A 15,030-nucleotide genomic window follows, 5' to 3' on the forward strand; every position below is an offset into this window, starting at 1 on the left:
GGAAGAACTTCCGGGCGGGGCCCCATATGGCGTTTGACGGCAACGCTGACGGCAACGTCAGCGGACGACTGCTGTCGAGGGCGGATCGTCTGGGGCGTCGTCGGTTGTGCCCAGGGCGTGGCCCAGGGTGTCGATGGCTTGGCGTTGGAGGCGGAGCCTCACGTGGGCGTAGACGCCGGCGGTGACGCCGATGTGGGCGTGGCCCAACAGCTCCTTGATGACGACGAGGTCGACGCCCTGTTCCAGGAGCAGGGTGGCGGTCGAGTGCCGTAGGTCGTGGAAGCGGATGCGTCGGAGTCCGGCCCGGTCAAGGAAGCTGCGGAAGCGGCGGGTGAGGTTGGCCGGGTCGAGAGGCCGGCCGGTAGGGGTGGTGAAGACGAGGCCGCTGTCCTGCCAGGCTGACCCTGCTGTCCCGCGCTCCTTGTCCTGCTGCTGTTTGTGCTCCTTGAGGGAGTGGAGGCATTCGGTCGGGAGCGCGATACGGCGCTCAGACGCCCGGGTCTTGGTGGGCAGATGCGTGAGGCCGCCGGTGCGGGTGCGCTGGAGCGAGCGGCGGATGCTGGCCGTTCCGGTTGTGAGGTCGAGGTCTTCCCAGAGGAGGCCCAGGAGTTCGCCCTTGCGGAGTCCGGTGCGCAGCGCGAGTTCGTACAGCGCGTGGAGCCGGTCCGTGCGGGCGGCGTCGAGGAACTGACGAGCCTCCGTCGCAGTCAGGGGCCGGAAGCGCCTGGGCCGGGGCGTGGCGGCTTTGACGTTCCGGGCGACGTTGCGCGGCAGCTCGTCCTCGCGGACGGCGTGTTCCAGAGCCGACTTGAGCACCGAGTGCACGTAGGTCACGGTCAAGGGGGACAGCCGTTTCTGGCAGCACTCGCCGATCGCACAGCACTTCTTTCGTTCGGTGTCCAGGCCCTGGGTGCAGCACTGACAGGTGGTGCGGAGCCGGTCGAGGAAGGTGCGGACGTCCTTGGCGGTGAGCCTCGCGATCTTCTTGGTGCCCAGGCCGGGGATGAGGTGGAGGCGGACGCAGGCGGAGTAGCGCGTGTGGGTGTTCTCGCGAAGCCGGTGGACCGCGACACTGCCGAGCCAGTACGTCAGGTAGTCACCAAGGGTGCCGTCAGCGGTGGCGACTGGCAGCCCGCGGTTGCTGTCGGCGATCTTCTCGGCGAGCCTGTCAGCCGCGTTCCTGCGGGTGGTGCCGTAGACACGGACACGCTTTCGTCTGCTGTCGGCGGCGAGGACGTAGCCGGCGGCTTCCCAGCGGCCGTCCTTGCGTTGGTAGATGGTGCCTTCGCCGTTGGCGCGGGCCTTCCTGCGCTGGGGGGCGGTCATCGGGCGACCTCTTCCAGATGGCGCTGGACGTAGTCGTCCAGGGCGTGGGCGGGGATGCGGCGGGCGCGGCCGATGGTCAGCGAGGCCAGGCGGCGGGTGCGCAGGAGGTCGTAGAGGGCGGAGCGGCCGATCTTGAGTCGGGCCATCGCCTCGGGGACGGTGAGGAGTTCGTCGTCACGCACGAGTCGCTACCTCCTGTTCGCGCGTTGGGCCGCCGCAGATGAGGGCAGCGAGGCGTTCGAGGTCGGGGGTGAGGCCGGTGCCGTCGTAGGCCCAGTGGGCGAGGACGAGGGTGGTCTGGTGGGGCGGCGGGGTATGGCGGCGATGCCAGGCGGCTCGGGCGGCCCGGAGCGCGCTGAGGGTGGTGGAGTAGGCGCGGGTCTTGGTGGAGAAGTGGCCGCGGAAGCCGAGCATGTGGGCCCACTTGCGCAGGTTCAGGTGCTTGAGGTCGTCTCGGCTGCCGAGGGCCCAGGCGGTGCGGATCATGCGGGCGGCGTGCTCGGGTACCGACTCGAACCAGAGGTCGGTGATCCTCTTCAGCCGGTGGTCGAGGGTGCCGGTCGCGGCTTCGGTGCCCTTGGTGGCGTACTTGGCTACGTATCCGGCGACCTTGCCCTCGGTGATCGTGGTCCCGGCCCGGAAGGCGGTGGACCGGATGATCCTGATGTCGATTTGCTCGCCGAAGACGAAGGCGCGGGCGCGGCCGTTGACCTCCGGTCCGTCGATGTGGGCGCGGGTGGCCGCGATCCGGATGGCATCGGCGAGGAGGTCGGGTGTGGCCCAGGCGGGTGGTGGGGTGTAGGGGCCTGCGGGGCCGTCGAGGCGGATGACGGCGTGGAAGTGGATCAGTCCGCGCTGCTGGTACTCGGCGACCTTGGCGTACGAGACCCGGACGACCTTGGAGAGCAGGCGTTGCGGGACACCAGCTGCGGCGGCGATGGTGCGGCGCAGGTGGAGCATGAAGCGGGCCCACAGGGCCGGGGCATGGGCGTTCCACAGCACGGCGCCGGTGTAGTCGTAGCGCTCCGGGTCGAGCGCGGTGCCGAGGAGCGGGTCGCCCTTGGTGTGGGTGCGTCCGCAGCGGCAGCGGGCGGAGCCGCCCACGCGTCGGCCGTGGACGGGTCCGTATGACGGTGCGGTGAGGGTGGCGAAGACGCGGGGGTGGGTGGCGACCTGGTCGGGGATGTTCTTGCCGCCGCGCAGGCCGGCGGCGATGAGGTGGTAGGTGTCCTGGCGGTAGAGCTCGGCGCAGGAGGGGCAGCGGGTGGTGCGGCGGTTGCCGCAGCGGACCAGCAGGTGTCCCGCGGGAAGTTCTTTGGATTTCAGTTCGCGCAGGATCTTGCCGGTGAGGGTGTTGATCTCGGTGCGATGGCCTTCGAGCCTGATCGGCTGGGCGCATCCGCCGAGCGAGGACAGCTGCCGTACCAGGCCGAGCAGGTTCCGGTACCCGGTGAACGTGGGCAGCGCGTCGGTGGCGGGTTCGGGGCGGGGGATTGTGGTGGTCGGGTCGTGCGGTGGCATGCTGGCGGGACCTCTCTGCACTGCGGCACACGTGTGTCGTGGATGGATGGGAGGGAGGCCCCGGCAGGGGCGAGGGTTTGGCGACTACACGCCCTTGCCGGGGATCACTGCGAAGCGGAACCTGGGGGCGGCGGTCACGCGGCCTTGTCCAGGTCGACGCGGTCGGGCAGCTCGCGGACCTTGAGCCCTTCGGCGCACATCAGGTCGTTGATCTGCCAGCAGGCTTCGGTGGACAGATAGACCGAGCGCAGCCGGACGGGGGTGCGCATGTCGCCGACGGAGGCGATGGACACGCCCTGGGGCATGGTGCGGTCGGCGGCGGTGATGTCCAGGTCCCGGCCGTCGGGGAAGAGGTGCAGGAAGTCCTCGACGGTGTCGACGCGGTGGCAGATCCGGGCGGACAGGTTGGTGCGTACGGCGGTGGTGAGCACGTCGGCGGAGGGCTTCTGGGTGAGCAGCCACAGCCGGATGCCGAACTTGGCGCCCTGGCTGGCGATGGCCAGCAGCTCGGCCTCGAAGCGTTCGCGGGCCTTGCGGTCCGGGTGGCGGGTGTAGTTCGCCACCTCGTCGATCACCACGAGCAGCAGCGGCAGTTCGGGGCTGAAGTCGGTGATGCGGTCGGTGCGGCCGGACCAGAACAGCCGCTCGCGGCGCTGCATCTCCTCGCGCACCCAGCGCAGGATCTCGGTCGGCTCGTCTGGGTGCATGGCGTCGGAGACCTTGTAGGCGGTACGCCACCAGGGCGCGACCGCACCGAGGTTGGGATCGATCACGATCAGCCGCACGTCCCGCATGAGCGAGGCGTAGGCGAGGAGGGTGTTGACGGTGATCGATTTGCCGGAGCGGGTGAGGCCGGCGACGAGGGCGTGGGCGGAGTAGGCGAGGTTGAGCACGATGGGGGTGCCGTCTTCGTCCCAGCCGAGCAGCACGTCATCGGTGGAGACGAACTGCCCCGGTCGGCAGACGGGGGAGCCGTCCGGGCCGAGGAGTGGTGAGCGGATCACCGCCTCCAGCGGCTCACGGCGGAAGCCGCGCGCGACGATCATTCCGGGCTTGGGCTGGCTGATCCGGATGCGGCGCATGCCCCAGGCATCGCACAGGCCCTCGCCGGCGTCCTGCCAGGCGCTGAGCCCGACCTGCGGCAGGGCATCGGCGGTGACGGTGACGCCGAAGGCGTCGGCGCGGGTGCGCAGGTGCGGCACCAGCACACGCGGCTTGGTCGGTTGTTCCTGGGGGCCGTACTGCTGGAGCACGGTCGGGGTGGCGTCCTTGACCGCCAGGCCCAGCATCGGGGCGAGCCGCTTCCAGCCCCACCGCATCCGCCGCGCCTGCCTCAGACTGACCCGGGTCTCGGCATCGGCCCGGTACCAGCGGGTGAAGCAGTACCCGGCCCAGCCGAGCAGCCCGAGGACGCCGAGGCCGACCACGGCCAGGAGCGCGAGGCCGAGGGGGCTGTCGGTCATCAGGCACCGGCCTTGGCGGTGATGGCGTCGGCGCGCAGGGAGATGCCGTGCCGGTCCTTGCCGTTGATCTCGTTCTCCCAGGCCGACGCGACAAGCCCGGTGAAGACGACCGGCAGGCCGACCTTCAGGCCCTTGCCGAGACCCGGCTCCGGGACCTTCACGGTGATCACTTCGGCGCGGCCGTTGAAGGCGAACATCGCGTCCACCAGGTGCAGGTGGGCACCGGTGCCCCGGTCGATCGCGGGCTGCTGGCCGTCGCGGTCCTTGAAGTGCGGCCGGGACTCGGAGGCCAGGATCACCAGGGCCTGGGACTGGTCGATGGGCATGGTCTTCACGGCAAACCTCCAGGTAGAGGGGTGCGAGTCACCCGTGTGAGTGATCGCGTGCCGCAACCATACATTCATTCCATCCTAAGTCCATCCCTATTGAGTTCCATCCGTTCTCGGGGTGGTCCATCCATCAGGCGGCTACCCTGACCCCGTGAGGCCGCTGAGCTGGTGAAACACGGCAGGCAGCGGGCGGCCCGCGCCGGGTGGATTTGGACTGGGACCAGGGATGGACATGGCTGCTGCTGACGAAGCGCGCTTGACGTTCGAACGCATCGCGGACGACCTGCGGCAGCAGATCCGGGATGGCGAACTGCGGCCCGGCCAGCTCCTGCCGACGCAGAGCCAGCTCATGCAGACCTACAAGGCATCGAGCCTGACCGTGCAGAAGGCGATCCGGCTGCTCAGGAACGAGGGCTGGGTCATCGCCCGGCAGGGGCGCGGCACATTCGTCACGCGCTCGGCCGACTTCGAGGACGCCTTCGAGAAGGTCGCCGGCGATCTCCAGCAGCAGATCTACTCCGGCACCCTGGCCCCCGGCGCCAGGCTCCCGGCCCGCGAGGTCCTGGCGGAGCACTACGCGGTGCCGCTCAACGTGGTCACCAACGCCATCGCCCTGCTGGCCGGCAACTTCCTCTTGCGCTACCCCGGCGAACTGCCCGGCGACGAGGTCTACGTACGGGACTGGGACGACCACGGCTTTGCCACCCAGCTCATCCACGGCCGCCTGGTCCGCAAGATCAGAGACGGCTCACTGGCCAGGGGGGCCAGGGTCACCGTGGACGAGGTGGTCGACACGATCGGTGGCGACCCGGAATCCGCCGATCAAGCCCTGACCTTCCTCACCCTGGAAGGCAGGATGAAGAAGGCCCACCAGCGCAACGGCTCGATGGCGTACGTCGTCGTGGGAGGCGAGTTCGGCACAGAGGTGCCGGTCACGGTCCAGCCGGTGGCCGAGCCGGACGAACCGTCGACCGCCCCGCAGAAGGAGTTCCCGGCGGCTGCCGGAGTAGCGGATCTCGCCTACAAGCTGGAACGAGCCCTGGAGCGGATCGAGGAGCTGGAGGAGCGCGTCGAACGCCTCGAAGGCCGCGACGCCAACTGAGGCAGGCACGTGAACGACAGCGTCCCCGAAGGCCGCAGGCTGGCATTCGGGGACGCTCCGTGTGGATCGGTCAGGGCTGGTACTCGTAGCCGATGGTGAACCGGGGCGGCAGGCACCACTCCCCGTACTCGATGATCCCCTCCGCGTCCGACCAGCGGTGGGCGCCGGCCAGGATCGGGGAACCGACCGGCAGCCCCAGTGCGCTCGCCTCTCGGGCGTCAGCCGGGCGGGCGTGCATGTCGTCGCGGGCGTGGGTGATCGTGCGCCCGGTGGCTTCCAGAACCCTGGCCGAGAGTCCGTGATTGCGGCCCGGGGCGGTGTTCAGCAGGTCCGGTACGAGGGCGGCGAACGGGGCTGGGTACCAGGTCACCGCGAACACGGTCCGGGTCTTGCCCCGTCCGGCCAGCCACTCACGCCGCACCACCTGGTCCCCGGCCTCCAGGTCGAAGATCTCCGCCACATACAGCGGCGGGATGATCAGCTCGGCCGCCGTCACCCGACTCGTCTCACCCTCGGCCAGGAACGACTTCACCCGCTGGACCCGGGCCAGCCGGTCCCGCGCCGACAGCGTCCAGCGCGGATCGTCGGCGACGTAGGTACCCCTGGGGGTGGTGCGGATGAAGTTCTCCACCTGGAGAGCCTGCAAGGCGCGGGAGACCGTGGCGGCTGCGGCCTGCCACTGACCGGCGATCTCCCGGTTCGTCGGCAGCTTGGCGCCCGGCTCAAGCTCACCCGACAGGATGCGCTCCCGGAAGTGATCCGCGATCTTCGTGAACGTCTTGGGACTGGGCATAAGGCGTGCCCCTCCGTTGAGTTGACGTGATGTCGGTGAGAGCACACTAGTGCACTACGAACCGTAGCGGGAGTGCTTCGGCCACTCGAATACTGAACTAGATCACCGACCTGTCAAGAGGTCGGCCATGTGACGTTCGAGAGGTGGCGATGTGCATGACGGAGCCGACCAGGTACTCCACCCAGCCGGTCGAACTCCCCTTGCGCCTGGACCCGGACCCGGCACCCGTCGAGGGCTGCGCGGGCTGCGCCGAACTGGCCAACGTACGCGACCGGGCCCGCGCGGTCGGAGACATGACCACCGTCAGCGACTGCAACGTCTACATGCGACGCCACCCCGAGGGTCACCAGTGAGCCCCCACGCCGTATACCGGCACATCACCCACACCATCCGCCACGCCCCTGAAGGCGGCATCACCTACGAGGCGTTCTGCACCGCTGCCAACTGCGACGCCGAATCCGGCCCCCACGACGAGCAAGAAGCCGCACAGGACTGGGCACTCCGCCACACCGGACGCACCGGTCACAACCTGTTCAGACGCGTCGTCACCGACCACGCCAAGGTCACGCGAGCCGAATAGAACCACCACCGCCAGCCTGAACAGGACCCACAACCCGCAGACCATCGCCCCAGGCCAGCAGCCAGCCGGACGCTCGGCAACCGACCACGGCGTACCCCGAAGCGGGATGCGTCCAAACTTTCTCTACGTCTTCAAGGCGACCCGCTGACGCGGGTCGCGCGCGGCACGGCCGCCCACCCGGCCCGCTCTCGGCTCCGCCACCGCGGGCCGGCCAGCGACCAGGCCGCGCAAAGACAGCACAGCGGACGACCGGAAGCGCGGAGAAAGCCGGACGCGCCAGCACGGCGAATTGCCAGGCCGACGGTGAAGCGACGGCGGGGGGTTGGCCGGGGCGTAGGCCCGGGGGTGGGGCCGGTCGGCTCCGTGGGCTTTACCCACCTCCCCGGTCCGGGGCCCGCGTCGGGCATGGCCAGGGGGCCACTCGTTCAAATTCCGGGCAGGTCCAAAGCCTGCCCGAGTTGCCGGGCCAGCGTACGGCCCCCTGACCATGCCCGACCCCAACCCGGGCAGGACACCGGCCAAAGCCCACTCCACCGCCCTCACACGCGCAGCCGTCTGACGGCAACGCCGACGGCAACAGAGGCGCACAACAGGGCACTTCCACGCACGCCCACGGACTGGCCGAATTCCGCTGACCTGCAAAAACGCAGATGACAGCACCTCAGCACGCACACGTACTATGTGCTGGCGGGCGAGACTCCGGTACTCGTTCACAACAGCAACTGCCCTGGTGTCGGCCGTGATTTGATTGGCGGGCAAGAGCAGTTCCATATCATTCACGGTGACAGAACGGGTGGCGGCCATAAGTGGCCGGGACAGCCTGGGAAGACCGTGTTTCCGCGCGGCTGGGACACTGACAAGATCCTCGACAGCATTGCCGACGTCGCGACCAGTCCCAGCAGCGTTAGGACGCAGCAGACAGGCCGAGCTGGAGCCCTGTACACGAGGAACGGGGATCCGTCGCGGTGGAAGGTTGAAGGAGTAGTGGACGGCGTGAACATCAGGGTCATTTATGAACCTGCAACGGGCCGAGTTGTGACCGGTTTCCCGTACCGGCCCTGATGGAGGTGCAGTGAAAGCTGTAGAGTACGCAACCAAGATCGAAGACCTGCTAGAGGAATCTCCCATCACTGCGCCTTCGGTCGCAGTCGATGTGCGCGACCTTCTGACGGCCGGAGAGTTCGCCCTAGCTTTCGACACCATGTGCTCATGGATTTATGAGGACGAGTTGTCGATCAGCGAAGAGTATTACGAGCGGCTTGTCCGGCTATCGGAAGATCTTGGGTCTCACGATCTGATCGCGCGAATGCGTGAGCTGGTAACGGGATAGCTGAGTGTGTTCCCGCCACTTCGATTGCGTCGCGTCGCGATCGTCTGATGTGGGCCGAATCGGAGTGAGCAACCGCAAATCTGAAGCCCCGCCAGGTGCATCCTGGCGGGGCTTTTGCGTGGGGTGACGGCAGTAGTTGACGGCAACGTCAGCGGACGAGGGCGGCGCAGGGTGGAGGTTCGCCGCCGTCGGAGCTGACTGTCTTGGTGGTCTCCGGGCTGCCGAGTGCGGTGCTGAGGGTGTCGATGGCGTCTCGCTGGAGGCGGAGTCGGACGTGGGCGTAGACCGTAGCGGTGACGCCGATGTGGGCGTGGCCGAGGAGTTCCTTGATCACGACGAGTTCGACGCCTTGTTCCAGGAGCAGGGTGGCGGTCGAGTGGCGGAGGTCGTGGAAGCGGATGCGGCGGAGGCCGGCTTTGCGGAGGAGCGTGGTGAAGGCGCGGGTGAGGTTCGTCGGGTCGATCGGCCCGCCCTGCGCAGTCGTGAACACGTGCCCGCTGTGCTGCCACGCCGCGCCTGCGGTCTCGCGTTCGCGCTGCTGCCGCTCGTGGTGGTGCTTCAGTGAGTGGACGCAGCGGGTGGGGAGGGCGATGCGGCGCTCGGAAGCCCGCGTCTTAGTCGGCAGTGCGGTGAGCCCGCCTGCGGTGGTGCGCTGAAGGGTGCGGCGGATGGCGGCGGTGCCCGCTCCGAGGTCGAGGTCTTCCCAGCGCAGACCCAGGAGTTCGCCCTTGCGGAGTCCGGTATGGAGAGCGATTTCGAACAGGGCGTGCAGCCGGTGGCCTTGGGCGGTGGTGAGGAGCTGGCGGGCTTCGTCGGTGGTGAGGGGTTCGAAGCGTCGGGGCCGTGGGGTGCCGGTGCGGACGTTGCGGGCGACGTTGCGCGGGATCTCTTCTTCGCGGACGGCGTGCTCCAGGGCGGACTTGAGCACGGAGTGGATGTAGGTGAGCGTCAGTGGGGAGAGCAGCTTGTGGCAGCACTGGCTGGCGGCACAGCAGCGGGGCTCATCACGCTGGGCATCGATACCGCGCGTGCAGCACTTGCAGGTGGTGCGGAGCTGGTTGAGCCAGGTGCGGACGTCTTTGGCGGTGAGCTTGGTGAGCTTCTTCTTGCCGAGGCCGGGGACGAGGTAGCGGTTGACGCAGGTGGTGTAGCGGGTGTGGGTGTTCTCGCGGAGGTGGTGGATGGCGACGTTCTCCAGCCAGTACGCCAGGTACGCGGCCACGCTGCCTTGCGCGGAGGGGACGGGAAGGCCGCGGTTGCTGGCGGCGATCTTCTCGGTGAGCTTGGCCAGGGCTTCCTTGCGGGTGGTGCCGTAGACGCGGACGCGCTTGCGGGTGTTGCCGGGGGCGAGGACGTATCCGGCGGCTTCCCAACGACTGTCCTTACGCTGGTAGACGGTTCCGTCGCCATTGGCGCGGGTTCGGCGGGAGGCGGGGGTGTCTCGGGGTGTGGTCATCAGGCGGCGGCTTCCTGGTCGAGGCGGGTGCGGATGAAGTCGGTGAGGGCGTGGGTGGGGATGCGGCGGGCGCGGCCGAGGGTGATCGAGGCGAGCTGGCGGGTGCGGAGCAGGTCGTAGACGGCGGAGCGGCCGAGCTGGAGGCGGGCCATGACCTGGGGAACTGTCAGCAGTTCCGTGCCGGCGGTCACGCGATGGCCCCCGCCCGGACAGCACTGGTCAGCTGATCAGTGGAGTGACCGACCGGGTGACCGGCGCGGTCGCCGGAGCGGTCACCGGAGCGCTTCGAGCGTCGGGTTCGGTTCGGTTGCTCGGGTCGGGTCCGCCGCTTCGCGGCCAGGAGGTCGGAGAGGTGTTCGAGTTCGGGCAGGAGGCCGGTTCCGGCGTACTGCCAGTGGGAGAGGACCAGCGTCGTGTCCGAACCGTCGGGCCGTGCGGCGATATCGCGGTGACCGGGACGGTGACCTGCGGAATGACCGTGACCGGGTCGGTGACCGGCTGCCAGGTCAGTGGAGTGTCCGGCGCGGTCACTGACCGGAGTGCCGTCCGTCTGTCCGGCCTGCGTCCCACCCTTGGCTGGGGTCTGAGGCTCAGGTCGGCCGGTTCGCCAGGCGGTGCGTTCGGCTCGGAGGCGGGCGAGGGTGGTGGAGTAGTGGCGGGTACGGGTGGAGAAGTGGCCTCGGAAGCCGAGCATGTGGGCCCAGTGACGCAGGCGTAGGTGGGCGTGCCGTCGCTTGGTGGCGAGGTGCCAGGCGGTGTGGATCATGCGGCGGGCGTGGTCGGTGATGTCGTACTGGGCGAGTTCGGCGAGGAGGCGGAGGCGGCGGTCGAGGGTGCCGGTGGTGGTCTCGGCGCCCTTGGTGGCGTACTTGGCGATGTAGGCGGCGACGTGCCGGTCGGTGACCGGGGCGTCCCCAGTGAAGTCGGTGCTGCGGATTGCCCGGACGTCGATCTGCCGACCGAACTGGAACACCGACCGCCCGCCCCGGCCGGCCTCCCGGGGGCCGGGCGCGTCCTCGGCGGACGGCTGCGGCTGACCTGCGTGATGGACGCGGGTGCGTGAGGCGGCGGCGCGGACGGCGTGGTCGAGGAGTTGGGTGGTGGCCCAGGCGGGCGGGGTGCTGCCAGGGCCCGTGGGTCCGTCGAGGCGGATGACGGCGTGGAAGTGGACCTGGCCGCGCTTCTGGTACTCGGCGACCTTGGCGTACGACAGCGTCGCGTGGTGGCGCAGGCTGCGCTGGGTGAGGCCGGCGGCTTTGGCGATCTCCCGCCGCAGGTGGGTGGTGAAGCGTGCCCACAGCGCCGGGGCGTGCGCGTTCCACAGCACCGCGCCGGTGTAGTCGTACCGCTCGGGATCGAGCGGCGTGCCGAGGAGCGGGTCGTCGTCCGAGTGGGTCTGGCCGCAGTGGCAGCGGCCGGTGTCGGGCTGGTTGTGGACGGGCCCGAAGCCGGGTGCGGTGAGGGTGGCGAACACGCGCGGGTGTGCAGCCACGCTCGCCGGGATGGTCTTGCCGCCGCGTAGTCCGGCGGTGATGAGTTGGTAGGTGTCGTAGCGGTAGACGATGGAGCAGGCGGGGCAGCGGGTGACGCGGCGGTTGCCGCAGCGGACCAGCAGTTCGCCCGCCGGGAGCCGGCCGGAGTCGAAATGGTCGAGGATCTCGCCGGTCGCGCTGTCGAGTCGGGTTCGGTGCCCGGTGAGGCGGATCGGGTGCGCGCAGCCGCCGAGCGTGCTGATCTGCCGTGCGAGGGGTGCGAGGTGGCCGGCGGCGGCGAGCTTCGCCAGTTTGCCGGTCAGCCTCGCGCGGCGCTCCAGCGCCGACCGCCCGGCCGCCGAGGAGGTGACCTCCGCCGAGCCGCTCGGCGTGGTGAACGCCGGCGACGGCCGCGAGGCGGTCGGAACGATTGCGGGGTACGGGAATTGGAGCTGTGAGGGCATGCGGAACAGGGCCTTTCGGCGGGAGTGCGGAAGCAGCACGACGTGACGGTGGGCAGGCCGAAGTGATCGGCTCGCAGGGGAACGGGGCGCCTCGAAGGTGGGCGCGGGGGCCGGACCAGTGGGGGCTTGGCCGGCGGGGCGGTGGTGATCACCGGCGGGTGCGTGACGTTAACATCGCCCCACGGGCGCATTCAAGTGCATCCCTCCTCATTCCTTTCTGCGGGGTCGGGACGCGGGTAGTGTGGGGCCGGTTTCCCGGCTTGGACGGGCCGGATTTCGCTGGTAAAGGGCGTGGAAAGCAGGGGTGACCAGGCGTGGTGACGACGCGGCGCGGGCGCAGGCCGGCGGGCAGCGGGGTACCGCTGACGTTCGAGGTCATCGCCGAGACCCTGCGCGAGCGCATCCGCTCCGGTGGGCTGCGGCCGGGGGACGCGTTGCCCACGCAGGCCGTGTTGATGCGGGAGTTCGGGGCGTCGAGCCTGACCGTGCAGAAGGCCATGGCCCTGCTGAAGCAGGAGGGGTGGGTGGTCTCCCGCCCCGGCAAGGGCGCCTTCGTCGCCCACCACGTCCACGCCGACGGCGACGCTGATGACCTCGACGGCCCCGAGGCGACCGCGCCCGCCACCGGGACGGCGGCCCGCGTCGAGGCGCTGGAACGTGCGCTGGCCGAGGCCGCTCAGCAGATTGCCGACCTTCGTGGCCGCATCGAGGCCCTGGAGTCAGGCAGCGGCGAGCCGGGCCGCTGACCCACCGTGCCGGGACGCCGGTCAGGACGGTGCGTTCAGATTTCTCTACGAGGTTCAAGGCGGGCCCTGCCCACTGGGGCTGGCCGCCTTCGCCGACAAACCCGCCGTTTCCTCGGAAGATCTGCGGCGCAGCGGGCAGCGAGCCGCCCCGGCAACCGGAGCATGACCCAGGGATGCGGGAGCGGCAGCCAACCAGATCACCGGGATGACCGGAGCCGGGCTCCTGGCGGAGCAAGCTATCGCCTACGACCGTCCTACGGCCGGATCGCAGGCAAGGGCCGACCAGGGGGCCGACCCTCAATATCCCTCGCCGGGCTCACCGAGGGCGGCGGCCGGCACCACGCCAGCGGGAGTGAACCTCTGCCGATCCAGCTGCCCCAGGCCGCAGGGTCGTCCTACACTGCTGGCGTGACCGCTGCATACGACTATGAGGACATGCACCACCTGGTGGACCGGCTCACCCCGACCCAGGTGCGACGCCTGCGCCTGCTCGTCACCCAGGATGAAGAACTGTCCCAGGTCGCCCAGTCGCTGCCGGCTGTCGGCGCGAACGAGGACGAGGAGTCGGTCCCGGCCGGGCTGCTGGCCCTGATCGGCAGCGTGAACGGCCCAGAGGATCTGGCTGAACGGCACGACGACTACATCCGCGAGCGGATGCGCGAGCGCTTCGGCGACTCGGCGTGATCGCCACGGTCCTGGACACCGGACCCCTGGCTGCGGCGTTCAACGCGGCCGACCGGCGCCACCCCGAGTGCGCCTCCCTGCTGACGTCGCTCACCGGCCGCCGCCTGCTCCCCAGCCCGGTCATGACCGAGGTCTGCTGGCTCCTGGAGCGCTGGCCCCAGGTCGAAGCGGCGTTCCTCGCTGAGGTCGCACGGGGAACATTCGAGCTGGTCCACCTCACTCCCACCGACCTGACGCGCATGGGTGAGCTGGTCCTCCAGTACGCCGACTTCCCGCTCGGCGGGGTCGACGCCTCGGTCATCGCGGTGGCCGAGCGCTTCGGCGTGGACCGGGTAGCCACCCTCGACCGGCGGCACTTCAGCGTCGTCAAGCCCGCCCACGTCCCCGCGCTGACACTCCTGCCGTAGCTCGACCGGTGGTCTATACCGCTGACGGCAGTACTGACGGCAACAAGCGTGGACGCCAGGGCACAGCCACGGACGCCAGCGGAGCACGAAACCCCCGATGACCTGCGAAAACGCAGGCGGGGAGGGGTCGCGTAGCACACGTACTATGTGCTGGCCGGGGCCACCCCGGTGCTCGTTCACAATTGCGGAACTGGCTCAATCTCCAATAGCAGGCCAGACAATCTTGGGCTTGAAATGATGGAGGCTGATTTCTCTGGCATTTCCCCGATGGCTGCTGGATTTTCCGACTTCTCGCGAGCAGCATCTGAGGGTGGGAGCTTCCTCTGGACTGTTGGGGAGGCAGGAAACTTGAACATGGTTCGAGCCGCACCTGGCATCCACCACACAGTGGCCAGCGGTGGTGCACCAGTTATTGGCGCAGGGCAGGTGACATTCCGAAATGGTGGTGCGATCTCGTCGTTCGATAACTTCACGGGCCACTACACGCCGCCCTGTGCGCAGTGTGCTGCCGCGTTCATCGAGCGAGGCGTCGACGCCTTCGCTGGAGCCGGGATCAGGGTTCCATTGGCAGTGATTAGAGACTATGGCGGGAGGGCCCCGTAAATGGGAGTGGAGTCTGATCTTCGGGAGATTCGGAGCGTCCCAGTTGACGGCATCTCCGACTGGATCCGCAGACGCTTTCCTGATGGGAGCTTCCCGCAATGGTGGTTGGCGGTTTTCGAATCGCTGGAGACCAGCGTAAGCCCCCTGAGGGATGTGGCCGCAAGCCGACGTAGAGGCGACTTTGAGCTCAGCGTGGAGGTCGTAAGGCTGGCGGTCGACATTGGAGGAATCAGGCCGCCTATGGGGGCGTACTGGATTCTCCGACTCGCGGCCATCGCGCTGCGATTCGACCCACCGGTCGTCGGCCTGCCTGAACTCTTGACGCCGGACGGAGCCGCCGAATTGGCGCTTAATCGAATGCCGCTATCGCGTGAACGTGCAATTGCGGCATCCGAAACCAGGAAGGTGGAGTACCTGGCCGCCGGCGACGACTTCTATGCACCCGTCGGAAGCAAGTTCCCTGTGAGCAGCGAGGTGGATGTCAGATTCTCCGCACTGCAAGACGTCGAACTAATCTTGTCAGCCCTTCCGTGGGTATCGTCAGCGGTGGCGAGCAGAGAGACCAGTCGCAATATTGACGCCTGGCTAGAAATTCGGGACCGACTGTAGTCCTACCCGTGCCAGCCGCATGGCTGCCCTGATTCCTCGGGTTGCCTGGCCAGGGCTGTTGCAAAGTCGTGTGATCTTGTGAACGTGCTGGTCGGCGGGCTGTCTGATGAGAGCCGTGTCGCACGCAACGAAGCTCCGTTGGAGC

At 68.8% G+C, this 15,030-nt stretch carries 18 protein-coding genes; 9 read left to right on the plus strand and 9 right to left on the minus strand.

Translation table 11 applies throughout. The annotated features are described in order from the left end of the window. Positions 1–57: 57 nt before the first annotated feature. From ACWFR1_RS38790 to ACWFR1_RS38810, 5 genes are all read right to left on the minus strand, one after another. Complete coding sequence (locus ACWFR1_RS38790; RefSeq protein ID WP_453560435.1) at positions 58–1,326, minus strand: tyrosine-type recombinase/integrase; 1,269 nt, start codon at positions 1,324–1,326, stop codon at positions 58–60. Beyond that, entirely contained in the window at positions 1,323–1,508 is a 186-nt protein-coding gene (locus ACWFR1_RS38795) for a helix-turn-helix domain-containing protein (RefSeq protein ID WP_128839800.1), read from the minus strand. Before ACWFR1_RS38795 ends, ACWFR1_RS38790 begins: the two co-directional genes overlap by 4 nt. Further along, positions 1,501–2,847, minus strand: coding sequence for a replication initiator (locus ACWFR1_RS38800; protein ID WP_453560438.1), 1,347 nt, complete (start codon positions 2,845–2,847; stop codon positions 1,501–1,503). The genes ACWFR1_RS38795 and ACWFR1_RS38800 overlap by 8 nt, the downstream gene beginning before the upstream one ends. A gap of 134 nt (positions 2,848–2,981) precedes the next feature. Next, a complete protein-coding gene (locus ACWFR1_RS38805) occupies positions 2,982–4,310 on the minus strand; it encodes an FtsK/SpoIIIE domain-containing protein (RefSeq protein WP_453560440.1) in 1,329 nt (442 codons plus the stop codon). Next, positions 4,310–4,636: an SCO3933 family regulatory protein gene (locus tag ACWFR1_RS38810; RefSeq protein ID WP_453560467.1), complete on the minus strand. Its 327-nt coding sequence runs from the start codon at positions 4,634–4,636 to the stop codon at positions 4,310–4,312. The genes ACWFR1_RS38805 and ACWFR1_RS38810 overlap by 1 nt, the downstream gene beginning before the upstream one ends. 259 nt (positions 4,637–4,895) lie before the next feature. Between ACWFR1_RS38810 and ACWFR1_RS38815 the strand changes: the two genes are divergently transcribed. Continuing rightward, on the plus strand, positions 4,896–5,741 hold the full coding sequence (locus ACWFR1_RS38815) for a GntR family transcriptional regulator (RefSeq protein ID WP_453560443.1): 846 nt from the start codon (positions 4,896–4,898) through the stop codon (positions 5,739–5,741). 70 nt (positions 5,742–5,811) lie between these two features. Here the strand turns inward: ACWFR1_RS38815 and ACWFR1_RS38820 are convergent, their stop codons facing one another. Next, positions 5,812–6,534: a GntR family transcriptional regulator gene (locus ACWFR1_RS38820; RefSeq protein WP_043409952.1), complete on the minus strand. Its 723-nt coding sequence runs from the start codon at positions 6,532–6,534 to the stop codon at positions 5,812–5,814. A gap of 155 nt (positions 6,535–6,689) precedes the next feature. Here ACWFR1_RS38820 and ACWFR1_RS38825 point away from each other — a divergent pair, with 155 nt between their 5' ends. The 4 genes from ACWFR1_RS38825 (at position 6,690) to ACWFR1_RS38840 (ending at position 8,444) form a co-directional block, all read left to right on the plus strand. Next, positions 6,690–6,887, plus strand: coding sequence for a hypothetical protein (locus tag ACWFR1_RS38825; RefSeq protein WP_339152252.1), 198 nt, complete (start codon positions 6,690–6,692; stop codon positions 6,885–6,887). Beyond that, positions 6,884–7,114, plus strand: a complete 231-nt coding sequence (locus ACWFR1_RS38830; protein WP_453560448.1) for a DUF7848 domain-containing protein — start codon at positions 6,884–6,886, stop codon at positions 7,112–7,114. Before ACWFR1_RS38825 ends, ACWFR1_RS38830 begins: the two co-directional genes overlap by 4 nt. 681 nt (positions 7,115–7,795) lie before the next feature. Next, positions 7,796–8,176 carry an EndoU domain-containing protein gene (locus tag ACWFR1_RS38835; RefSeq protein WP_453560450.1) on the plus strand — a complete coding sequence of 127 codons (381 nt, stop codon included), beginning with the start codon at positions 7,796–7,798 and terminating at the stop codon, positions 8,174–8,176. Positions 8,177–8,186: 10 nt separating this feature from the next. Then, positions 8,187–8,444, plus strand: coding sequence for a MafI family immunity protein (locus ACWFR1_RS38840; RefSeq protein WP_453560453.1), 258 nt, complete (start codon positions 8,187–8,189; stop codon positions 8,442–8,444). A gap of 148 nt (positions 8,445–8,592) precedes the next feature. Here ACWFR1_RS38840 and ACWFR1_RS38845 read toward each other — a convergent pair whose 3' ends face one another. Genes ACWFR1_RS38845 through ACWFR1_RS38855 form a run of 3 tightly spaced genes read right to left on the minus strand, consistent with a single transcriptional unit; the run spans position 8,593 to position 11,875 of the window. Then, complete coding sequence (locus ACWFR1_RS38845; RefSeq protein WP_453560455.1) at positions 8,593–9,900, minus strand: tyrosine-type recombinase/integrase; 1,308 nt, start codon at positions 9,898–9,900, stop codon at positions 8,593–8,595. Then, positions 9,900–10,091 carry a helix-turn-helix domain-containing protein gene (locus tag ACWFR1_RS38850; protein WP_137994227.1) on the minus strand — a complete coding sequence of 64 codons (192 nt, stop codon included), beginning with the start codon at positions 10,089–10,091 and terminating at the stop codon, positions 9,900–9,902. The genes ACWFR1_RS38845 and ACWFR1_RS38850 overlap by 1 nt, the downstream gene beginning before the upstream one ends. Then, positions 10,088–11,875 carry a replication initiator gene (locus ACWFR1_RS38855; RefSeq protein WP_453560458.1) on the minus strand — a complete coding sequence of 596 codons (1,788 nt, stop codon included), beginning with the start codon at positions 11,873–11,875 and terminating at the stop codon, positions 10,088–10,090. The genes ACWFR1_RS38850 and ACWFR1_RS38855 overlap by 4 nt, the downstream gene beginning before the upstream one ends. 275 nt (positions 11,876–12,150) lie before the next feature. Here ACWFR1_RS38855 and ACWFR1_RS38860 point away from each other — a divergent pair, with 275 nt between their 5' ends. The 4 genes from ACWFR1_RS38860 (at position 12,151) to ACWFR1_RS38875 (ending at position 14,885) form a co-directional block, all read left to right on the plus strand. Further along, positions 12,151–12,582 carry a GntR family transcriptional regulator gene (locus ACWFR1_RS38860; protein ID WP_453560460.1) on the plus strand — a complete coding sequence of 144 codons (432 nt, stop codon included), beginning with the start codon at positions 12,151–12,153 and terminating at the stop codon, positions 12,580–12,582. 408 nt (positions 12,583–12,990) lie between these two features. Next, a complete protein-coding gene (locus ACWFR1_RS38865) occupies positions 12,991–13,266 on the plus strand; it encodes a hypothetical protein (protein WP_229915235.1) in 276 nt (91 codons plus the stop codon). Further along, positions 13,263–13,673 carry a type II toxin-antitoxin system VapC family toxin gene (locus ACWFR1_RS38870; protein WP_189897941.1) on the plus strand — a complete coding sequence of 137 codons (411 nt, stop codon included), beginning with the start codon at positions 13,263–13,265 and terminating at the stop codon, positions 13,671–13,673. The genes ACWFR1_RS38865 and ACWFR1_RS38870 overlap by 4 nt, the downstream gene beginning before the upstream one ends. A 603-nt stretch (positions 13,674–14,276) precedes the next feature. After that, positions 14,277–14,885, plus strand: a complete 609-nt coding sequence (locus tag ACWFR1_RS38875; protein ID WP_453560464.1) for a hypothetical protein — start codon at positions 14,277–14,279, stop codon at positions 14,883–14,885. Positions 14,886–15,030 lie beyond the last annotated feature (145 nt).

It is taken from the genome of Streptomyces sp. NPDC055103 (assembly GCF_053607625.1).

Excerpts from the sequence above, each read along its gene's own strand:
- ACWFR1_RS38790 (WP_453560435.1), bottom strand. The coding sequence starts at position 1,326 with ATGACCGCCCCCCAGCGCAGGAAGGCCCGCGCCAACGGCGAAGGCACC.
- ACWFR1_RS38800 (WP_453560438.1), bottom strand. The coding sequence starts at position 2,847 with ATGCCACCGCACGACCCGACCACCACAATCCCCCGCCCCGAACCCGCC.
- ACWFR1_RS38805 (WP_453560440.1), bottom strand. The coding sequence starts at position 4,310 with ATGACCGACAGCCCCCTCGGCCTCGCGCTCCTGGCCGTGGTCGGCCTC.
- ACWFR1_RS38810 (WP_453560467.1), bottom strand. The coding sequence starts at position 4,636 with ATGCCCATCGACCAGTCCCAGGCCCTGGTGATCCTGGCCTCCGAGTCC.
- ACWFR1_RS38820 (WP_043409952.1), bottom strand. The coding sequence starts at position 6,534 with ATGCCCAGTCCCAAGACGTTCACGAAGATCGCGGATCACTTCCGGGAG.
- ACWFR1_RS38825 (WP_339152252.1), top strand. The coding sequence starts at position 6,690 with ATGACGGAGCCGACCAGGTACTCCACCCAGCCGGTCGAACTCCCCTTG.
- ACWFR1_RS38845 (WP_453560455.1), bottom strand. The coding sequence starts at position 9,900 with ATGACCACACCCCGAGACACCCCCGCCTCCCGCCGAACCCGCGCCAAT.
- ACWFR1_RS38875 (WP_453560464.1), top strand. The coding sequence starts at position 14,277 with ATGGGAGTGGAGTCTGATCTTCGGGAGATTCGGAGCGTCCCAGTTGAC.